Annotated in this window: 14 protein-coding genes; 1 reads left to right on the top strand and 13 read right to left on the bottom strand. The window is 62.5% G+C overall.

Features of this window, described 5'->3' with window-relative positions; all coding sequences use genetic code 11:
* Positions 1–111: 111 nt before the first annotated feature.
* The 10 genes from OEJ37_RS12615 to rfbB all read right to left on the bottom strand — a co-directional run bounded on the left by OEJ37_RS12615 (position 112) and on the right by rfbB (position 12,982).
* Positions 112–3,342 carry a glycosyltransferase gene (locus tag OEJ37_RS12615; RefSeq protein WP_263344449.1) on the bottom strand — a complete coding sequence of 1,077 codons (3,231 nt, stop codon included), beginning with the start codon at positions 3,340–3,342 and terminating at the stop codon, positions 112–114.
* 208 nt (positions 3,343–3,550) lie between these two features.
* On the bottom strand, positions 3,551–4,984 hold the full coding sequence (locus OEJ37_RS12610; RefSeq protein ID WP_174420100.1) for a mannose-1-phosphate guanylyltransferase/mannose-6-phosphate isomerase: 1,434 nt from the start codon (positions 4,982–4,984) through the stop codon (positions 3,551–3,553).
* A 62-nt stretch (positions 4,985–5,046) separates the two neighbouring features.
* Entirely contained in the window at positions 5,047–6,810 is a 1,764-nt protein-coding gene (locus tag OEJ37_RS12605; RefSeq protein WP_263344502.1) for a glycosyltransferase family 2 protein, read from the bottom strand.
* A gap of 284 nt (positions 6,811–7,094) precedes the next feature.
* Positions 7,095–7,844, bottom strand: a complete 750-nt coding sequence (locus tag OEJ37_RS12600) for an ABC transporter ATP-binding protein (RefSeq protein WP_175919003.1) — start codon at positions 7,842–7,844, stop codon at positions 7,095–7,097.
* A gap of 10 nt (positions 7,845–7,854) precedes the next feature.
* Positions 7,855–8,637, bottom strand: coding sequence for an ABC transporter permease (locus tag OEJ37_RS12595; protein ID WP_152863468.1), 783 nt, complete (start codon positions 8,635–8,637; stop codon positions 7,855–7,857).
* 49 nt (positions 8,638–8,686) lie between these two features.
* Positions 8,687–9,547, bottom strand: a complete 861-nt coding sequence (locus OEJ37_RS12590; protein WP_174420097.1) for a glycosyltransferase family 2 protein — start codon at positions 9,545–9,547, stop codon at positions 8,687–8,689.
* Positions 9,548–9,587: 40 nt separating this feature from the next.
* Positions 9,588–10,487, bottom strand: coding sequence for a dTDP-4-dehydrorhamnose reductase (rfbD, locus tag OEJ37_RS12585; RefSeq protein ID WP_174420050.1), 900 nt, complete (start codon positions 10,485–10,487; stop codon positions 9,588–9,590).
* Positions 10,480–11,031 (bottom strand): dTDP-4-dehydrorhamnose 3,5-epimerase, encoded by a 552-nt coding sequence (gene rfbC / locus OEJ37_RS12580; RefSeq protein ID WP_263344448.1) that lies wholly within the window; start codon positions 11,029–11,031, stop codon positions 10,480–10,482. Before rfbC ends, rfbD begins: the two co-directional genes overlap by 8 nt.
* Positions 11,016–11,909, bottom strand: coding sequence for a glucose-1-phosphate thymidylyltransferase RfbA (gene rfbA / locus OEJ37_RS12575; RefSeq protein ID WP_263344447.1), 894 nt, complete (start codon positions 11,907–11,909; stop codon positions 11,016–11,018). Before rfbA ends, rfbC begins: the two co-directional genes overlap by 16 nt.
* An 11-nt stretch (positions 11,910–11,920) precedes the next feature.
* Positions 11,921–12,982, bottom strand: coding sequence for a dTDP-glucose 4,6-dehydratase (gene rfbB, locus OEJ37_RS12570; RefSeq protein WP_263344446.1), 1,062 nt, complete (start codon positions 12,980–12,982; stop codon positions 11,921–11,923).
* Between the two features lie 337 nt (positions 12,983–13,319).
* Between rfbB and OEJ37_RS12565 the strand changes: the two genes are divergently transcribed.
* The gene (locus tag OEJ37_RS12565) at positions 13,320–14,159 is read left to right on the top strand and encodes a symmetrical bis(5'-nucleosyl)-tetraphosphatase (protein WP_174420046.1); all 840 of its coding nucleotides are present in this window, start codon (positions 13,320–13,322) and stop codon (positions 14,157–14,159) included.
* Between the two features lie 32 nt (positions 14,160–14,191).
* On the opposite strand, the gene OEJ37_RS12560 is transcribed toward OEJ37_RS12565, so the two are convergent.
* The 3 genes from OEJ37_RS12560 to OEJ37_RS12550 are packed head-to-tail and all read right to left on the bottom strand — an operon-like array spanning position 14,192 to position 17,442.
* Positions 14,192–15,049: a lysophospholipid acyltransferase family protein gene (locus tag OEJ37_RS12560; protein WP_174420045.1), complete on the bottom strand. Its 858-nt coding sequence runs from the start codon at positions 15,047–15,049 to the stop codon at positions 14,192–14,194.
* 19 nt (positions 15,050–15,068) lie between these two features.
* Positions 15,069–16,358: a dihydroorotase gene (locus OEJ37_RS12555; RefSeq protein WP_175947595.1), complete on the bottom strand. Its 1,290-nt coding sequence runs from the start codon at positions 16,356–16,358 to the stop codon at positions 15,069–15,071.
* Positions 16,359–16,410: 52 nt separating this feature from the next.
* Positions 16,411–17,442 carry an aspartate carbamoyltransferase catalytic subunit gene (locus OEJ37_RS12550; RefSeq protein ID WP_027807413.1) on the bottom strand — a complete coding sequence of 344 codons (1,032 nt, stop codon included), beginning with the start codon at positions 17,440–17,442 and terminating at the stop codon, positions 16,411–16,413.
* Between the last annotated feature and the right edge of the window lies 1 nt (position 17,443).

The raw sequence follows: 17,443 nt of genomic DNA, 5'->3' as shown, positions 1-17,443 counted from the left end.
ATGTTGGCAGGGTATCAATTTACCCCTTCAAGCGATCTCGACAGGAACTTCGCAAAATCAATTAAATGAACGTCATGCGTTCACGCGACGAGATGTTGAACCGACCGGTTCTCAATCTCGTGACGACCGTTCGGCTCGACGTTTCGCCCAAAGCACTTCAAGCCGGTCACGCATCGCCTCGCCTACAGGAACGGAACCGTAGCTGCGCAAGATGCGGTCGCGCGCAATCCTGCCACGCCGGCGCCCTTCCGACGGATCTGCAGCGACCTGCCGCATCACGTCAACCGCAGTATCCTGATCGGGTTCGGCCCAGTACTGCCCTTCAGACCACGGATATTCGTTTGGCGCCAACGGCCGCAACTGGTACGGAATCGGATAGCCTGTCTCGGCAGTCAGGAAATCGGTACAACCGGAATAATCGGTACCAATGACGATACGCTCGAACGTCATCGCTTCCGCCATGCCAAGACCGAAACCCTCGGCACGGTGCAACGACACGTAAGCGTCCGACGAACGGATCAGGCCAAGCATTTCGTTGCGCTCCATGTTTGAGTCGAACATAAGGATCCGGGGATCCTGTCGCATTGCATCGCTAACGACAGCCTTGATATCGGGGAAGTGATCGGGAGCCCCGGTCGACTTGATCACCAGCCCGACATTCTCATCGCCGAGCGGGAAGGCTTCCCGGAATGCATGCAGGACACCGAGCGGATTCTTCCGGAATGGCGACGAATAGTAATCGAAGCTGAACATGAAATAGAAACGCTTCTCGTCCATGCCGAAGTGCGCCCGTCCCGGATGGTCCCCGCCGGTATCGTCCATCGCGGGCGGCATGACGGTGATCGGTCCGTCGAAGATGTGCGCGAACGCGTCGGCGATGAACGTGTTGGGTGCCCATATTTCGTGAATGTGGGCAAGATTTCCACGCCAGGCCTCCGGAGCCTTCGAAAGCTCCCAATAAGGGCAAAGGATGTTGTAGGACTGCGCCAACAGTCGTGGGTCCAGCTCCCGAAACACGGCGGGGACCTGGTCGCAGGCGACCTCGATCACGTTGACGTCATACGGATGCTTCTTGTCGTACCGATGGGGCATGTATTCCCCGATCAAGCGGCTTTCGATCCCCACTCGGAACGGGTAGACGGCAAACGGCAAATCAACCGCTTCGGCCGCCGTCAGGTTTGCACGGAATGCCTGCCCCAATCCCAATGCGCCTTCGGCGTATCCGATAAACAGGACGCCATCCCGCAGTTCCAGCGGTTCGCTCGTGAAACGGATGGGGAGAACCGGCGCCTGCTGATCCGATGCCTGCCCTTCGCCCGTGATGCGCTGCCTGAGCCACTTCCCCCGTGTCCGGAAAAACGGAGCGACCAGTTGCTTCGAAGATGCGGCGAGCGCTTGCTTCCAACCCTGTTGCTCCAGACGATCCGCAAAGAAGGTCGCCAGAAAGCCGCCACGTCGGAGCCCTCGCACGACAACGCCTTTCCATCTCATGGACACGCCCGCACCGGCCGGCTGCCAGCCTGCCCCGCCAGGCGACGGCGTCCGTTTCATTCCGCCCACGCCACGCGCATTCGCCGACGTCTTCGATCGCGCTGTCGACGCCGCCAATTTTCCTTCGTTTTCCTCAATCAGCGCTCTACGGATCGACAGACTGCATTCGCGCCACGAAAACTTCGCGCGAATGGCTCGAACACCCGCCTCCGAAAGAAGCCGGTATCGCGCCGCATCCATGTCGTTTGCTTCCAGCAGCAACGTTGCCAGATGTTCAACGGAAGGCTCCCACCAGGTCCCGATCGTGCCGAAACCCTTGTCAGAGTAGTCAGCCGGGATCTCGGTGCCATTCAGCAACAACGCATCGGGAATCGCAAAGTCGGCCATTCCGCTGAAATTCCCGAAAATGGCTGGCGTACCGCACGCCATGGATTCGGCAACACCGAACCCGAACCCTTCCGAGCGGGACGAACAAACCGTGAAATCCACGCTGCGATAGAGGCTTGCCAAAAACTCCTCGTCCATGCCTGCGACGCTTTCGTAAACGGCGATCCCTTCCGAAAGATACTCGGCAATCCGAAAATTCCTCCAGATGCGCGAGCTGTCGGGGCTCGGCATGGCTTTCAATATACCCGTGCCCATCAGGATCAGCCTGGCGTCAGGCCGCATTCGATGAAAGGAGCGCCATGCCTTGACCATGACGTCGAGCCCCTTTCGATACTGATTGCTGGCAAACCACAGGAAGGTTTTCCCGTCCGCAAAGCGCATCGACGGCCCCCACGGCTGAAAGACATCGCTTTCGATGCCGAGAGGGGCGTAATGAACGCGATCGAAACCGGCACGCTTCAGTACCTCCACTCCCCAACGGGAAGAGGTCAGCACCATTTTGTAGTCCTCTTTGAATGCCAGCCACGGCTCGGGTAAACGCGTGGTTTCCCAAACCGTATAAAGACAGTCGAAAGGCTTTGCGCCCGGATGTGAAAAGACAAGCTCCGGCGCGGCCGGATGAACGAGGCCATAGCGCCTCAAATACGGATGAAGATTCTTGTTGACGATGTTCCAGGAATTCGTCTCTTTCGAGTGATGATTCCGGTGGGAAACATAGTGTCCAAGAAACTTCTGCGCGAACAGCTGCTTGTTCTTCGCGAGATAGTTGAGCTTGAATTCGCTCGGCTTCTCCGCAACGGTCGAACTCGTCCAGTGCTCGATCTGCGAGTAGGTCAGATACGCGCAGGTGTATCCGGCTTCCCGCACGCGAAAGCCAAAGTCCGCATCCTCGTGATAGAACCCATACTCGTTGTCGAGAAAACCGATCTTGTCGATGACCGACATGCGCACGCCCGCAAGGGTCAGCTCGCAAAAATCGGCTTCGAGACGTTTCGTATCGCCTGGAGGCAGGACGAAATCGTGAGTGAAAGTCAGCCTCTCGAGATCCCAGTAGGCCCGGTAAGCCAGCTTTCTCTGCGTGGCGGTCTTGTCGATGAGGATCTGCGCCGGCGCCACGATGCCGAGGTCGGGATCCGTCAAAAGCTCCGCGAGGAGCTCGCGCATCACGTCGGTCGTAAACGTGATGTCGTTGTTGGCGACAAAGACAAAATCACACCCGCGCTCCCTGGCCATTTCCGCGCCGATGTTGCACGCCTCGGTATAAGTGTGCGCTCGCCCAAGCTGTCGCAGGCCGACACCTGCCCTGCGACATACTTCTTCAGTATTGTCCGCACTCCCCTGATCCAGCACCACGACCAGTTCGCCAGGAATCCGAAGCGTAGGCAGCATCCGCTCCAGAAGCTTGGCGCCGTTGATCGACGGGATGACAAGCAGGGTTTTTCTCAGTGCAGTTTCAATAGTCATGTTTGCTTTACGTTGGCAGCCGGGGAAGACCCTCGTCCCAACCTTGGCTACGTTCATTTCCAGACCGGCGGACAGCGGCTCCGTTCATGGGCAGCATGCATGCCCGGACACCGCCTTTCCGCCTTCGCCACCGGGCTTTCGGTTACCGGCACGCGTCCATGACGAGCCTGCCGGAGGTTATCGAAAGCCTCAGCGATTCACGTGGCGTCTACGACGACGCAACAACTCGCCCGTAGTGATCCTCGAAGCGGACGATGTCGTCTTCGCCGAGATAGGACCCGGATTGGACCTCGATCAGTTCGAGCGGAATCTTCCCTGGGTTTTCCAGGCGATGCGTCACGCCGAGCGGAATGTAGGTCGACTGGTTTTCACTCAGCAGCGTCACCTGATCGCCATTGAAAACGCGTGCCGTACCACGCACGACGATCCAGTGTTCAGCGCGGTGATGATGCATTTGCAGACTCAGCGACGAGCCCGGATTCACGATGATGCGCTTGACCTGGAAGCGCTCGCCCTGGTCGATGCTTTCATAGGAGCCCCAGGGCCGAACGACTTTCCGGTGCGTGACCGATTCATGCCGGCCCATCGCGCTGAGCCGCTCGACGATCTTCTTCACGCGTTCCGACTCGTCGCGATGCGTGACGAGCACCGCGTCCGCGGTTTCGACGATGACGAGATCCTTGACGCCGATCGCCGCGACCATCCGGTGATCCGCGCGAATGTAGCTGTCGGTCACTTCGTCCGTCAGCACGTCGCCCAGCACGGTGTTGCCGTCCTCGTCCGAGGCGGAAATCTCCGCTAGCGCCGCCCACGAACCGATGTCGCTCCAGTTGAGGCCGGTCGTGGCAACCATCACTGCGCGATCGGTCTTCTCCATCACCGCATAGTCGATCGAGATGTTCGGGCTTTCCTGGAACGCGGCGGAATCGAGTCGCACGAAATCGTCGTCGCGCTTCGCCTGCGCGAGCGCCAGTTCGACCTGCTTGAGAACAGCGGGCTCGAAACGCGCCAGTTCCTCGAGGTACACGGACGCCTTGAGCATGAACATGCCGCTGTTCCAGTAGTAGCCTCCGTCCGCGAGAAACCGCTCCGCCGTGGCGCCATCCGGTTTCTCGATGAACGCGTCCACGCCGTAGGCGCCTTCATGCGATGCCAGTGCGCCGCTGCTGCGAATATAGCCGTAACCGGTGTGCGGCTTTGTCGGTTCGATACCGAAGGTCACCAGGTGACCTTCGTTCGCGATGTCGCGGGCGGTCGACGCGATTCGTGCAAAGACTGCGTCGTCGAGAATGACATGGTCCGAAGGCAGCACGAGCAGCAACGCATCCGGCGTCTGTTCCAGTGCGAGCAGCGCGGCGGCGGCCACCGCCGGCGCCGTATTCCTTCCCACCGGCTCGAGCACGACTGCCGAAGGCGCCACTTCAATGCTGCGCAACTGATCGGCAACGAGGAAGCGCTGCTCCGTATTGGTGATCACGATCGGAGGATTCACATCCGCCATACCGTGCAAACGCCGTACCGTTTGCTGCACGAGCGTGTGACTGCCCGTCAGCCTCAGATATTGCTTCGGGTACCCGCCACGTGACATCGGCCAGAGCCGGGTACCGCTGCCACCACACAAGACAACCGGATATACGTTCACGTCAACTCCGCAAAATGATGAATCTCTAAGAACTGCATGCACGAGAAGCTCGGCACCAGCGGCTATGCGGGCACTTCCACCCGCGGCGGCCATGCCAAGCCAAAGTCGTCACGCGCCAAAGTCAGATTTGGGCTGTAGCAAGGATCATGCTCCAAGCGGTCCTCCCAACGTCGCTTCATGTACTCGAATTCGCGATCGAAGCGCGCTTTCCTGACCGGATCGTCGTCACGTCCGCGCGTGGCCGACTCGTGGTGATACAACTCTGCAAATGGGGTCCAAACGTTTCGATACCCGGCCTCACCGACGCGAAGGCAAAAGTCGACATCGTTGTAGGCGATCGCCAGATCCTTCTCGTTCAACCCGCCCACCTCTCGATAGATCGACGTGCGCACGACAAGACAAGCCGCAGTGACCGCCGAGAAGGCGTTGATGAGGCCTGCCCTGCCGAAATATCCACGCGCCGCGCGTGGCAGATGTTTGTGGGCGTTCCCGGCTACGCCTAGAATGCCCAAGACTAATCCGGCATGCTGAATTGTATCGTCCGGGTAAAGAAGCTTCGCCCCCACTGCCCCGACGTCCGGTTGCAACGCCAGCGCGACCATTTCAGATAGCCAGTCCGGCGATATGACCTCGATATCGTTGTTCAGCAGCGCGATCAGCTCACCGTTCGCATGTTCGACGGCGGCATTGTTCAACGCGGAATAATTGAACGGCCTGTCGTCGCGCAAGACCCGAATACGGGGATCCCCGGCTATCGATTCAAAATAGCGCAATGCCTCCGGATCGTCGGAACCGTTGTCGATCAGGATGACTTCATAGTTCGCGTACGTGGTCTTCTCGAAAATGCTGCTGATGCACTGGCGCACCAGTTGGGCGGCATTGCGTGTGGGAATGATCAGGCTGACGAGCGGCTGCGTCGCCGGCAACGCGTACCGGGCACGATAGCCGTAGCCGATGTACTCGACCTTGCAGTCCACGCCCCGCCGCTCGAAATGCTCGTTGAGCGCCCGCTCTCCGGCGACCGCGGCATAAGGTTTCGCATCCGAGCTGAAGGCGGTGCTCCGCGAATGAACCCGCCAGTGATAAAGCACGTGTGGAATGTGATGGATCGCCGCGACATCCGTGCGTTCGCTGCAGCGCAGCGCCAGATCGTAGTCCTGCGACCCTTCATACCCGACGCGGAACCCTCCCACTTCATTCATCAGCGCTCTTTCGTAGACGCCAAGATGACTGAACATGTTGTGCGAATAGAACAAGTCGGGGTTCCATGCGCACTTGAAATAAGGGTCGTGGCGCACGCCCGACTCGTCGATCTTGTCCTCGTCGGAGTAGATCATCCGCACGGAAGGATTCTGCTCGATGACGTTCGCCACATGGTAAAGCGCATGTTCCGGCAGCAAGTCGTCGTGATCGAGAAGTGCGACCCATTCGCCCGTCGCCAGCGCCAGCGCGCTGTTCGAGGCGGCAGAAATATGCCCGTTCTCTTCGCGAAATACGGCCTTGATACGCCGGTCCTCGCTCATGTAGCGCTCGATCAACCGACGCACGGCCGGATCAGTCGATACGTCGTCGGCGATGCATAATTCCCAATGCGGATAAAGCTGGCCGCGTACCGAATCGATCGCCGCGGCAAACCATTCGGGCTTGGGGTTATAGACCGGCATGACCACGGAAATCAACGGCAAACGATTGAAACCGGCAATGTGCTGCCGAATGGCGTCCCGCGTCGCATCATCGACCTGGTCATAACGACGCACCCAATCGACATAGTCGTCGCGACCAATGATTCCGGGCGCGCCGGCCCGCAGCCAAACGAGCTTGTGCATCACGCCGGCGATGCCCTCGCGGCGATATACGCCATATGCCTTGCGCAGGACAGCGCGGAGGCCGCCACCTCCGGCTGCCCGCTTCGCCAGCGAATGTATCTCCAACAGTTTCAATTTGCCCCACACCTTGCCGTGTCTTCCGGCGCCCTCGTTGCAGCGCCCTCGACCCGACGATTCTCTATGTTGCGCCGGACCTTCCCGCAGCCGTCGCGCACGCATGCTTCACAACGAGCCCGCGAACGGCCGACGCGGCATGCACCGGCTCGGCCGCATATGGATGTTGCTCAGGCCGTTGTGGCCTCGTATGCCGACACGACCTCTTCCGTCGGCCCGAATGCCCGTACGCTTCCGCGCTCCATCCAGAGCACCTTGTTGCACACCTTACGAATTTCCGAGTTCGAATGCATAGCGAGCACGACGACTTCCGCACGACTGTGCAGATCCGCCAGTCGTGCCTCGGCCTTGTGCATGAACGATGCGTCGCCAACGCCCATCACTTCGTCGAGCAACAGGATTTCGGCGTCGACCGCGGTCGACACCGCAAACGCGAGTCGCACCTTCATCCCGCTGGAGTACGTGCGAATGGGCAGGTCGAGATAATCGCCGAGCTCGCAAAATTCGGCGATTTCGCGTTGCTTCGAGCGAACCTCCGAATCGGACATGCCGAGCAGCAGCCCCCGGAGCCGGATATTCTGCATACCAGTCGAGTTCTCGTCCATGCCGAGGCCAATATCGAGCAGCGGCACGACTTTCCCGTCGCGCGAGACCGTGCCGGCCGTCGGCGGATAGATGCCCGCCATCGCTCGCAGCAACGTCGATTTCCCCGCACCGTTATGCCCGATCAGGCCGACGCGGTCGCCACGCTCGAAACGCAGGTTCACGTTATCGAGCGCGCGCACGACGATCACACCGTCGTTATCCTCGGCGATCCGGTTGCGCCGCCCCATGCGGAGCACTTGTTTCTTGAGCGACCGCCCCTGCACGTCGAAGATCGGCAAATCGAGCGTTACGTTCTTCAGTTCAATGTATGCCATGTTACGCACCTCAAACCCAGTACGGAATGCGCTTGAGATAGCGCCCGGTCATGAACAGCGCGACAGGCCATCCAATCAGCGCCATGCCGATCGTGACTGCCCATGTCGTCGTGCTCGGCATCTGCCCGATCAGCGGGCTGCGCACCACGTCAATCAGGTATGCGAGCGGGTTCCATTCGACGATGAACGAAAAGCGGGTCAGCGAGTTGGGACGGAAAATAATCGGCGTCACGTAGAACGCAACCTGGAGCAATGCGCCGACGATCTGCGGGAGGTCGCGGAACCGTGCCGACAGCAAGCTGATCGTCATTGCGATCCACATCGCGTTGATGACATAAACAAAAAGCGCCGGAATGAAGATCGGCAACGTTTCCCAACGCTTTACGCCGAAGATCGCCAGCAAAATGATGACGATCACGAAGTTATGCGCGAGGACGATCAGGTTCCGCCAGACGACTTGCAGGATATAGATCAGCTTCGGGGTCGCCATCTGACGGATGTAGGACGCGCTATTGATGTATGCGACGCTACCTTCCTGGATGGTTGCCGAAAACATGCCCCACAGCACCAGACTGCACGCCAGGAACGGCAGATACTCATTCATCTTCTGCCCGAACAACGTGCCGTAGACCACGCCAAGCGATGAAATCATCACGCCCATACTGATCGTGAGCCAGAACGGCCCGACCCGCGAGCGCGCATAGCGCTGCCGGATTTCGAGCCAGCCGAGCAGCGTCCACAACCGCCATGACGCAATGCTCTGTTTGAGGTCAGCAAGTGAATGAGTCAGCATGCAAGCTTTCTAATTGAGTGAAAATTGAAAAACAGGCCGTTCCCGTGCGTCAGAGCGCGCCAGTCCGACCGGTCAGTCCGTGCCAGATCCCCAGCAGCGACAACCGCAGGTGTGCGACGCGAGGCCGCATGAACAATGCATAGATCACCAGCCGGACCGGCATCTTGACGAGTTCCGTCGACTTCCAGCTCCATGGCACATAGGCGCGCCGGATCAGCGCGATCGCATTGCGGAACAGATAATAATGCCGAACCGGGCTGTGCCCGGGGTAGCTTCGTCCGAAAACCTTCACCGGCTCGCCACCCAGTTCGTGCGTGAGTCGCAACGCCGGCGCGCCGAGCACCGAATAACCCTTCGAGCGAGCCCGGACGCACCATTCGAGATCGACGAAATCGATGAACAGCTCATCGTCCATCGGGCCGATGTCGCGCCAGACCTCGAGATTCACGCACGACCCCGACGTAATCAGAAAGTCGACGTCGACCGGCTTCACGCCGTCCGGCTGCACTCGGCGCAACTTCAGGTAACCGAAGCGAACGAACGGCGCGACTCCACCCAGCCGCGCATCCTCGTACGCCGGCCCGACGAGCGCCACGCGACGATTGCTCATGCGCTCGGCCGCCAGTGTCCGGGGCAGTTCGACCAGCAATTCGTCCGAGGGCTCGCTGTCCTGATCGAACAGCAATACCGACGTGCAGCCCGCCGCGATCAGCCGCTCGATACCCTGGTTGAGCGCCGTTGCGATACCGAAGTTGGCGCCGTTCGGGACATAGTCGATGCGCGAATCCAGCCCAAGCGCTTCCGGCGTGGACACGCTCTCCGTATTGTCGATCACCACGCACGGCCACACCGTGGCGAGCCGATTCGCGCGCGCCACGCAGCCGTGATCCGGTCGATAAAACACGATCACGACACCGGTTCGTTCCTGATGCGAGGGAGATGGGGTCAAGTTACTCACTCAGGCACAGCTTCAACGCATCGGCCCAGTCCGGCAACCGCAACCCGAATGCTGCGGTCAGCTTGTCGTGCGACAGTCGCGAATTGGAAGGACGCTTGGCAGGCACCGGATAGTCGCTCGCCGGGATCGGCACGACCTTCGGCGCACGCTCGCCCATCGCGTTCGCAAAGATGGCTTCGGCAAAGCCGTGCCATGACGTCGCGCCGGCCGACGTGAAGTGGTAGACGCCCGAATGCCGCGCCCACCAATCCGATCCATCGGCCGCCAGCGCTTGCGCGACGATGTGCGACGTAGCCGTGGCGATGGTCTTGGACCAGGTCGGCGCGCCGATCTGGTCCGCGACTACGCGCAGTTCCGGACGCTCGCTCCCGAGCTTCAGCATCGTCAGCAGAAAGTTCTTGCCGCGCCGCCCGTACACCCAGCTCGTGCGCAGGATCAGGTGCGCACATCCCGTCGCTGCGACAGCCTGCTCGCCTTCGAGCTTGGTCAGCCCATAGACGTTCTGCGGGTTGGTCGCATCCGTTTCGACATAGGCGCCCTCTTTGGTGCCGTCGAACACGTAATCGGTCGAGTAATGAACCAGCGCCGCGCCGGTGCGCGCCGCTTCCTCCGCGAAAACACGCGGCACCTCGGCATTCAGGCGACGCGCGGCGTCGACGTCCGTCTCCGCCTTGTCGACAGCCGTATAGGCAGCCGGATTCACGATGATCGACGGCTTCAACGCGCGCACGACACCGCGCACACGCTCGAGATCGGACAGATCGAGCATCGAGCGGTCGCACGCCACCACACGTCCCAGGCCTTGCAGCGAGCGCAGCAGTTCGAATCCGACCTGGCCGTTCACGCCCGTCACGAGGATCGTCGGTTCAGGTTTCACACCCACCTCACGCATAGACTTCGGCTTCGCTCAAACGCTTGCCGGCCGCATCCTTCGCCGCCAGCAGCGGCGCGAAATCGATCGGCCATTCGATCCCGATCGCCGGGTCGTTCCACACGATGCTGCGCTCGTGTTCGGGGAACCAGTAATCGGTCGTCTTGTACAGGAACTGCGCGGCATCCGACAGCACGACGAAACCGTGCGCGAACCCGGGCGGCACCCACAGCTGGCGATGATTGTCGTTCGACAGGACGACACCCACCCACTTGCCGAAGTTCGGCGAACTCTTGCGAATATCGACTGCAACATCGAACACTTCGCCTTCGACGACACGAACGAGCTTGCCCTGTGCGTGCTGCACCTGATAGTGCAACCCGCGCAGCACGCCCTTCGACGAGCGCGAATGATTGTCCTGCACGAATTCGATGCCCGGTTCGACCTGTTCGGCGAATTCATTCCCGTTGAAGCTTTCGTAGAAGAATCCGCGCGCATCGCCGAATACCTTCGGCTCGATGATCTTGACTTCGGGCAGCTCCGTCGCCGTTACTTGGATGGCCATGCGACTTGATCCGTGAGAATGTTCTTGAGGTACTGCCCGTACGCGTTCTTCGCGAGCGGCTGTGCAAGCTTCAGCACTTGCTCCGCGTCGATCCAGTTGCGGCGGTAGGCGATTTCCTCCGGGCACGCGACCACGAGCCCTTGTCGCCTCTGCAGTGTCGCGATGAAGCTGGCCGCCTCGATCAGCGAATCGTGCGTGCCGGTATCGAGCCATGCGTAACCGCGCCCCATGATCTCGACATTGAGCGCGCCATCCTTGAGATACCGCGAGTTGACGTCGGTGATTTCCAGTTCGCCGCGCGGCGACGGCTTGATGTCTGCCGCGATATCGCACACGCGATTGTCGTAGAAGTACAGGCCGGTCACCGCGTAGTTCGAACGCGGCTTCGCGGGCTTCTCTTCGATCGACAGCGCGCGGAACGACTTGTCGAACTCGACGACGCCATAACGCTCCGGGTCATGCACGTGGTACGCAAACACCGTTGCGCCGGTTTCCTGCGCATGCGCACGTTCGAGCTGCTTCGCGAGATCGTGGCCGTAGAAGATGTTGTCGCCGAGGATCAGCGCCGACGGATCGTTGCCGACGAATTCCTTGCCGATGATGAACGCCTGCGCGAGGCCGTCAGGCGACGGCTGCACCGCGTACTGGATGTTCATCCCCCACTGGCTGCCGTCGCCGAGCATCGCTTCGAAGCGCGGCGTGTCCTGCGGCGTCGAGATGATCAGCACATCCCGGATGCCCGAGATCATCAGCGTCGACAGCGGATAATAGATCATCGGCTTGTCGTACACCGGCAGCAGCTGCTTCGACACGACATGCGTGATCGGATACAGCCGCGTGCCGGAGCCGCCCGCGAGGATTATGCCTTTACGTGCCATCGCATCGCTCCTCAGGTACGTTTCGCGTAGTTGGTTTCGACCCACTTGCGGTACTCGCCCGACGCGACTTCGTCGGCCCAGGCCTGATTGTCGAGATACCAGTCGACCGTCTTCGCCAGCCCGGTCTCGAACGTTTCCGCAGGCTTCCAGCCGAGCTCGCGCTCGAGCTTGCGCGCATCGATCGCATAACGGCGATCGTGACCGGGACGATCCGTCACGTAGGTGATCTGATCGCGGTACGAACCCGCGGCCTTCGGGCGTGCCTTGTCGAGCAGATCGCACAGCGTATGCACGACTTCGAGGTTCTTCTTCTCGTTCCAGCCGCCGACGTTGTACGTCTCGCCGGGCACGCCGCGTGCGAGCACTTCGCGAATCGCGCTGCAGTGATCGCCGACATACAGCCAGTCGCGCACGTTCTGGCCGTCGCCGTACACGGGCAGCGGCTTGCCGCCGAGCGCATTCGCGATCATCAGCGGAATCAGCTTCTCGGGAAACTGGTACGGGCCGTAGTTGTTCGAACAGTTCGTTGTCAACGTCGGCAAACCATACGTATGGTGGTAAGCGCGCACCAGATGGTCCGAGCCGGCCTTCGTCGCGGAATACGGGCTGTTCGGCGCGTACGGCGTCGTCTCGGAGAATTGCGGGTCGGTGGCGGACAGCGAACCGAACACCTCGTCGGTCGACACGTGCAGGAAGCGGAATGCCGCCTTGTCCGCATCGTTCAGGCCGTTCCAGTATTGACGGGCTGCCTCGAGCAGCGTGAACGTGCCGACGACATTGGTCTGCACGAAATCCGCGGGGCCGTGAATGGAACGATCGACGTGGCTTTCAGCTGCGAAATGGAGCACCGCACGCGGCTTGTGCTCGGCGAACAGCGCATCGAGAGCATCACGGTCGCAGATATCGACACGCGCGAACACATGCTTCGGGTTCCCGTCCAACGACTGGAGCGTGCGGAGGTTCCCTGCATACGTCAGCTTGTCGACGTTCAGCACGGCCTCGTCGGAATTGCGCAGCCAGTCAAGTACAAAGTTGGCACCGATAAAACCTGCGCCGCCCGTAACCAGGATCATGAGGCTCCCTCTAGTAATGCGCGGCAGGCTCGTGGAACACCGGCCGCATCAGATTCGTAGCAAGCAACCATGGTCGCTGCGCCAAACCGGGAATTTTAACCGGTCAACATGGCCGCCAAAGTCATGAAATGCTAATTTTGTTCGGGAAAACGACAATTATAGGGAGCCGCCCGCCGCAAAAGCCATGCCGCTAACAACTTGATACAGCGCTCCGCACCCTTGGCGAGAATAAAATTTCTTGCCAGATCGATGGCATTTCGGGAAATTGCAGTTGCAGAATGCTGGCTGAAACCGATCATTTTTCTTGTTTGTTGGAAAACCGCAGGACTCGCCCTTCATGATCCGCCCCCCCATCGCCATCGGCGACATCCAAGGCTGTCATTCAGCTTTCCAGTCGCTGCTCGATCAGCTTTCGCCCGCCGCCGACACCCCGCTCTGGGTCGCCGGCGACATCGTCAACCGCGGGCCGGACTCCCTCGCCGCGCTGCGCGCGCTGGTCGACCTCGGCCCGCGTGCGACCGTGGTACTCGGCAATCACGATCTCCACCTGCTGGCCGTCTCCGCCGGCCTGCGCACCGAACGCCCGGGCGACACGATCGGCGAGATCCTCGACGCGCCGGACGCCGACGCGTTGCTCGACTGGGTCCGCCACCGCCCGTTCGCGCACTTCGAAGACGGAATGCTGCTCGTGCATGCGGGCGTGCTGCCGCAATGGGACGCCACGCTCGTGCTCGAGCTCGCCGACGAACTCCAGCGCGCGCTGCGCGCCCCCGACTGGCGCGAAACGCTGCAAGGCCTGTACGGAAACGAGCCGAACCAATGGAACCCGAACCTGAAGAAGCGCGACCGGATGCGCGTCGCGTTCAACGCGTTCACGCGCGTGCGCTTCTGCACGCCCGACGGCACGATGGAATTCAAGGCGAACGGCGGCCCGGACAGCGCGCCGCCCGGCTACCTGCCATGGTTCGACGTGCCGGGGCGCCGCACGGAGGACGTGACGGTCGTGTTCGGGCACTGGGCCGCGCTCGGCCTGATGCTGCGCGAGAACGTCGTCGCGCTCGATTCGGGATGCGTATGGGGAAACCAGTTGTCGGCCGTGCGGCTGACGGCCGACCCGGCGCAGCGCACGGTCACGCAGGTGCAATGCGAAGCGTGCCTCGCGCCGGGCGGCGAATGACCGCGCGCTGAGTCGTACGACCGGGAAGCACCTTACCCCTCGCGCCCCGGCACCGGCTCGTCGGCCGCCCCGTCGCCTGACGCGCCGGCGCCGAGCTCGGTCACCGGATACGCATGCTTCGCCAGCTCCGCGAGCGACTCGGCCGACGGCTTGCCGACCTTCTCCTGCAGCGATGCGAGCGCGGCCGCGATCGCGTCGCGCGCCGCCGCGGATGTCGCCCGCCGGTCGCCGCCCGGCGCGATCGGTTCGCACACGTACAGGTGCGCAACGAGCGGGCCGCCGCGCAGCACCATGTCGAGCGACTTGCCGAGCGAGAGCTCGCCCGTGTAGGCCGGCGCGACCGACTGCCGCCGCTGCGCGTCCTCGTACATCAGACAGATCGGCTGCACCGCGCAGCCGGCCGATACCGCAGCCTGGAACAGGTTCGCATGGAACGGCAGCAGTTCCTGCCCGTCGGACGTCGTGCCTTCCGGAAACACGCACATCAGCCCGCCGTTGCGCAGGCGTTCGGCCATCTCGTGCATGATCCGCATCGCCTCGGTGCGCTTCTCGCGCTGCAGGAACACGGTGTCGAGCTTCTCGGCGAGCCAGCCGACGACCGGCCACTGCCGCACCTCGGCCTTCGACACGAACGGCGTCGGCCGCCACGCGTTGACCGCGTAGATGTCGAGCCACGACACGTGGTTGCCGACGACGAGCGCGCTCGCGTCGAGCCGCGCGCCGTCGTTGTGGACGACGATGCGCATCCCGCAGATCCGCAGCATCTTGAGCGACCAGCGGCGCGTCATCTCGGCGCGGCGCGCGGGCGTGACGTGCGAAAAACGCAGCGCGACGATCGCCATGCCGCGCAACAGATGAAAGACGAGACGCAGCTTGCGAATGGCAGTCATGGCGAGGGTCCGGCGTGGTTCAGTTGCGCTCGAACGCGATCTGCCCGGCGACGAGCGTCGTACGCACGCAGGCGGGCAGTTCGTAGCCGAGGAATGGCGAGTTGTGGCCTTGGCTCTTCAACGCACGCGGCTCGACGCGCCAGTGCGCGCGCGGGTCGAACACGCACAGGTCGGCCGCACCGCCTTCGGCCAGGCGGCCCGCCGGCAGCTGCAGCACGTCGGCCGGCGCGGACGTGATGCGGCGCAGCGCCTGCGCGAGCGGCGTGCGCGTCTCGTCCGCCCACTTCAGCGTCAGCGACAGCAGCAGCTCGAGCCCCGTCGCGCCGGGCGTCGCTTCGCCGAACGGCAGCAGCTTCTCGTCGTCGTCGACGGGCGTGTGGTCGGAGCAGATCGCGTCGATCGTGCCGTCGGCAAGCGCCGCGCGGATCGCTTCGCGATCGCGTTCACTGCGCAGCGGCGGGTCGAGCCGGAACTGCGAATCGAAATAGCCGATGTCGACGTCGATCAGGTGCAGGTGGTTCACGCCGACGTCGCAGGTCACGGGCAGCCCCTCGGCCTTCGCCGCGCGCACGAGCGCGAGGCCGGCCGCCGACGACAGCCGTGCGAGGTGCACGCGCGCGCCCGTCACGCGTATCAGTTCGAAGATCGTGTGCAGCGCGATCGTCTCGGCTGCGACCGGCACGCCGGACAGCCCGAGCCGCGACGCGAGCGCGCCGCTCGCGGCGACGCCGCCGCGGCCGATGAACGCGTCGAGCGGGCGCAGCCACGTGGTGTAGCCGTAGGTGCTTGCGTACTGCAGCGCGCGAAGCAGCACCTGCGTGTCGCGCACCGGCACGTTGGCATGCGTGAAGCCGACGCAGCCGGACTCGGTCAGCGCGACCATCTCCGTGATCACTTCGCCCTTGAGGCCGACGGTCAGCGCGCCGAGCGGATGGACGTTCGCCTGGCGCAGGTTGCTCGCGCGGAACTTGAGCATCTCGACGAGGCCCGGCTCGTCGAGCACGGGATCGGTGTCCGGCGGGCACACGAGGGTCGTGACGCCGCCCGCGACGGCCGCGGCCATCTCGGATGCGAGCGTCGCCTTGTGCTCGTAGCCGGGCTCGCGCAGCCGCGCGCACAGGTCGACGAGGCCGGGCGCGACGATCAGGCCCGACGCGTCGATGGTCTTCGCGGCGTTGAAATCGGCCGGCGCCGCCGCGCCGGCTTCGGCGATCGCGGCGATCTTGCCGGCCGCGACGAATACGTCGGCCTGCCGCTCGGTGCCGGCGACCGGGTCGATCAGCGTGCCGCCTTTGATATGAATCTTCATGCGCTGTCTGTGAATGCGTTGATTGCGTGAATAAGGATGCGCGAAAGCGGGCTCAGTCGTTGTTGCCGGCGACGATGCCCATCACCGCCATCCGCACGGCGATGCCGAACGTGACCTGGTTGAGGATCACCGACTGCGGACCGTCTGCGACCTGCGAGTCGATCTCGACGCCGCGGTTCATCGGGCCCGGGTGCATCACGATCGCGTCGGGCGCGGCGAGCGCGAGGCGCTCGGGCGTCAGGCCCCAGGTCTTGAAGTACTCCTGCGCGGACGGCAGCAGCGCGCCGCTCATCCGCTCGTTCTGCAGGCGCAGCATGATGATCACGTCGACGCCCTTCAGCCCTTCGTCGAGGTTGTGGAACACCTTCACGCCCATCTGCTCGAGACCGCCCGGCAGCAGCGTGCGCGGGCCGATCGCGCGCACTTCCGGCACGCCGAGCGTGGTGAGCGCGTGGATGTCGGAGCGCGCGACGCGCGAATGGAGGATATCGCCGACGATCGCCACGCGCAGCTTCGTGAAGTCGCGCTTGTAGTGGCGGATCGTGTACATGTCGAGCAGGCCCTGCGTCGGGTGCGCATGGCGGCCGTCGCCGGCGTTGATCACGTGCACGTGCGGCGCGCAGTGCTCGGCGATCAGGTACGGCGCGCCGCTCGACGCGTGGCGCACGACGAACAGGTCGGCATGCATCGCCGACAGGTTGTTGATCGTGTCGAGCAGCGATTCGCCCTTGCTCGTCGACGATGCATTGATGTTCAGGTTCAGCACGTCGGCCGACAGGCGCGTCGCGGCGATCTCGAAGGTCGTGCGCGTACGCGTCGAGTTCTCGAAGAACAGGTTGAAGACGGACTTGCCGCGCAGCAGCGGCACCTTCTTCACCTCACGGTCCGTCACGCTGACGAACTGCTCGGCCGTATCGAGGATGTGGTTGACGATCGAGCGCGGCAGGCCCTCGATCGACAGCAGGTGCTTCAGCTCGCCGTTTTTCGTGAGCTGCGGGTTGCCCTTCAGGAAACCGTAGCGGAACCGGTCGGGGCTCGCGGCCGCAGCGGGATTGCCGGTGCGGCCAGTGGTGTCGGTGGTCATG

The organism is Burkholderia sp. BKH01 (genome assembly GCF_025685725.1).
GTDB classification, from domain to species: domain Bacteria; phylum Pseudomonadota; class Gammaproteobacteria; order Burkholderiales; family Burkholderiaceae; genus Burkholderia; species Burkholderia pyrrocinia_C.
The sequence above is the reverse complement of the archived record's forward strand: the minus strand, read 5'-3'. Positions and strand labels throughout refer to the sequence as shown.

Coding starts and splice junctions, on each gene's coding strand:
- OEJ37_RS12550 (WP_027807413.1), bottom strand. CDS start 17,442: ATGACCACCGACACCACTGGCCGCACCGGCAATCCCGCTGCGGCCGCG.
- rfbD (WP_174420050.1), bottom strand. CDS start 10,487: ATGCGTGAGGTGGGTGTGAAACCTGAACCGACGATCCTCGTGACGGGC.
- OEJ37_RS12565 (WP_174420046.1), top strand. CDS start 13,320: ATGATCCGCCCCCCCATCGCCATCGGCGACATCCAAGGCTGTCATTCA.
- OEJ37_RS12555 (WP_175947595.1), bottom strand. CDS start 16,358: ATGAAGATTCATATCAAAGGCGGCACGCTGATCGACCCGGTCGCCGGC.
- OEJ37_RS12605 (WP_263344502.1), bottom strand. CDS start 6,810: ATGCACAAGCTCGTTTGGCTGCGGGCCGGCGCGCCCGGAATCATTGGT.
- OEJ37_RS12595 (WP_152863468.1), bottom strand. CDS start 8,637: ATGCTGACTCATTCACTTGCTGACCTCAAACAGAGCATTGCGTCATGG.
- OEJ37_RS12560 (WP_174420045.1), bottom strand. CDS start 15,049: ATGACTGCCATTCGCAAGCTGCGTCTCGTCTTTCATCTGTTGCGCGGC.
- rfbC (WP_263344448.1), bottom strand. CDS start 11,031: ATGGCCATCCAAGTAACGGCGACGGAGCTGCCCGAAGTCAAGATCATC.
- OEJ37_RS12600 (WP_175919003.1), bottom strand. CDS start 7,844: ATGGCATACATTGAACTGAAGAACGTAACGCTCGATTTGCCGATCTTC.
- OEJ37_RS12615 (WP_263344449.1), bottom strand. CDS start 3,342: ATGACTATTGAAACTGCACTGAGAAAAACCCTGCTTGTCATCCCGTCG.
- rfbA (WP_263344447.1), bottom strand. CDS start 11,909: ATGGCACGTAAAGGCATAATCCTCGCGGGCGGCTCCGGCACGCGGCTG.
- rfbB (WP_263344446.1), bottom strand. CDS start 12,982: ATGATCCTGGTTACGGGCGGCGCAGGTTTTATCGGTGCCAACTTTGTA.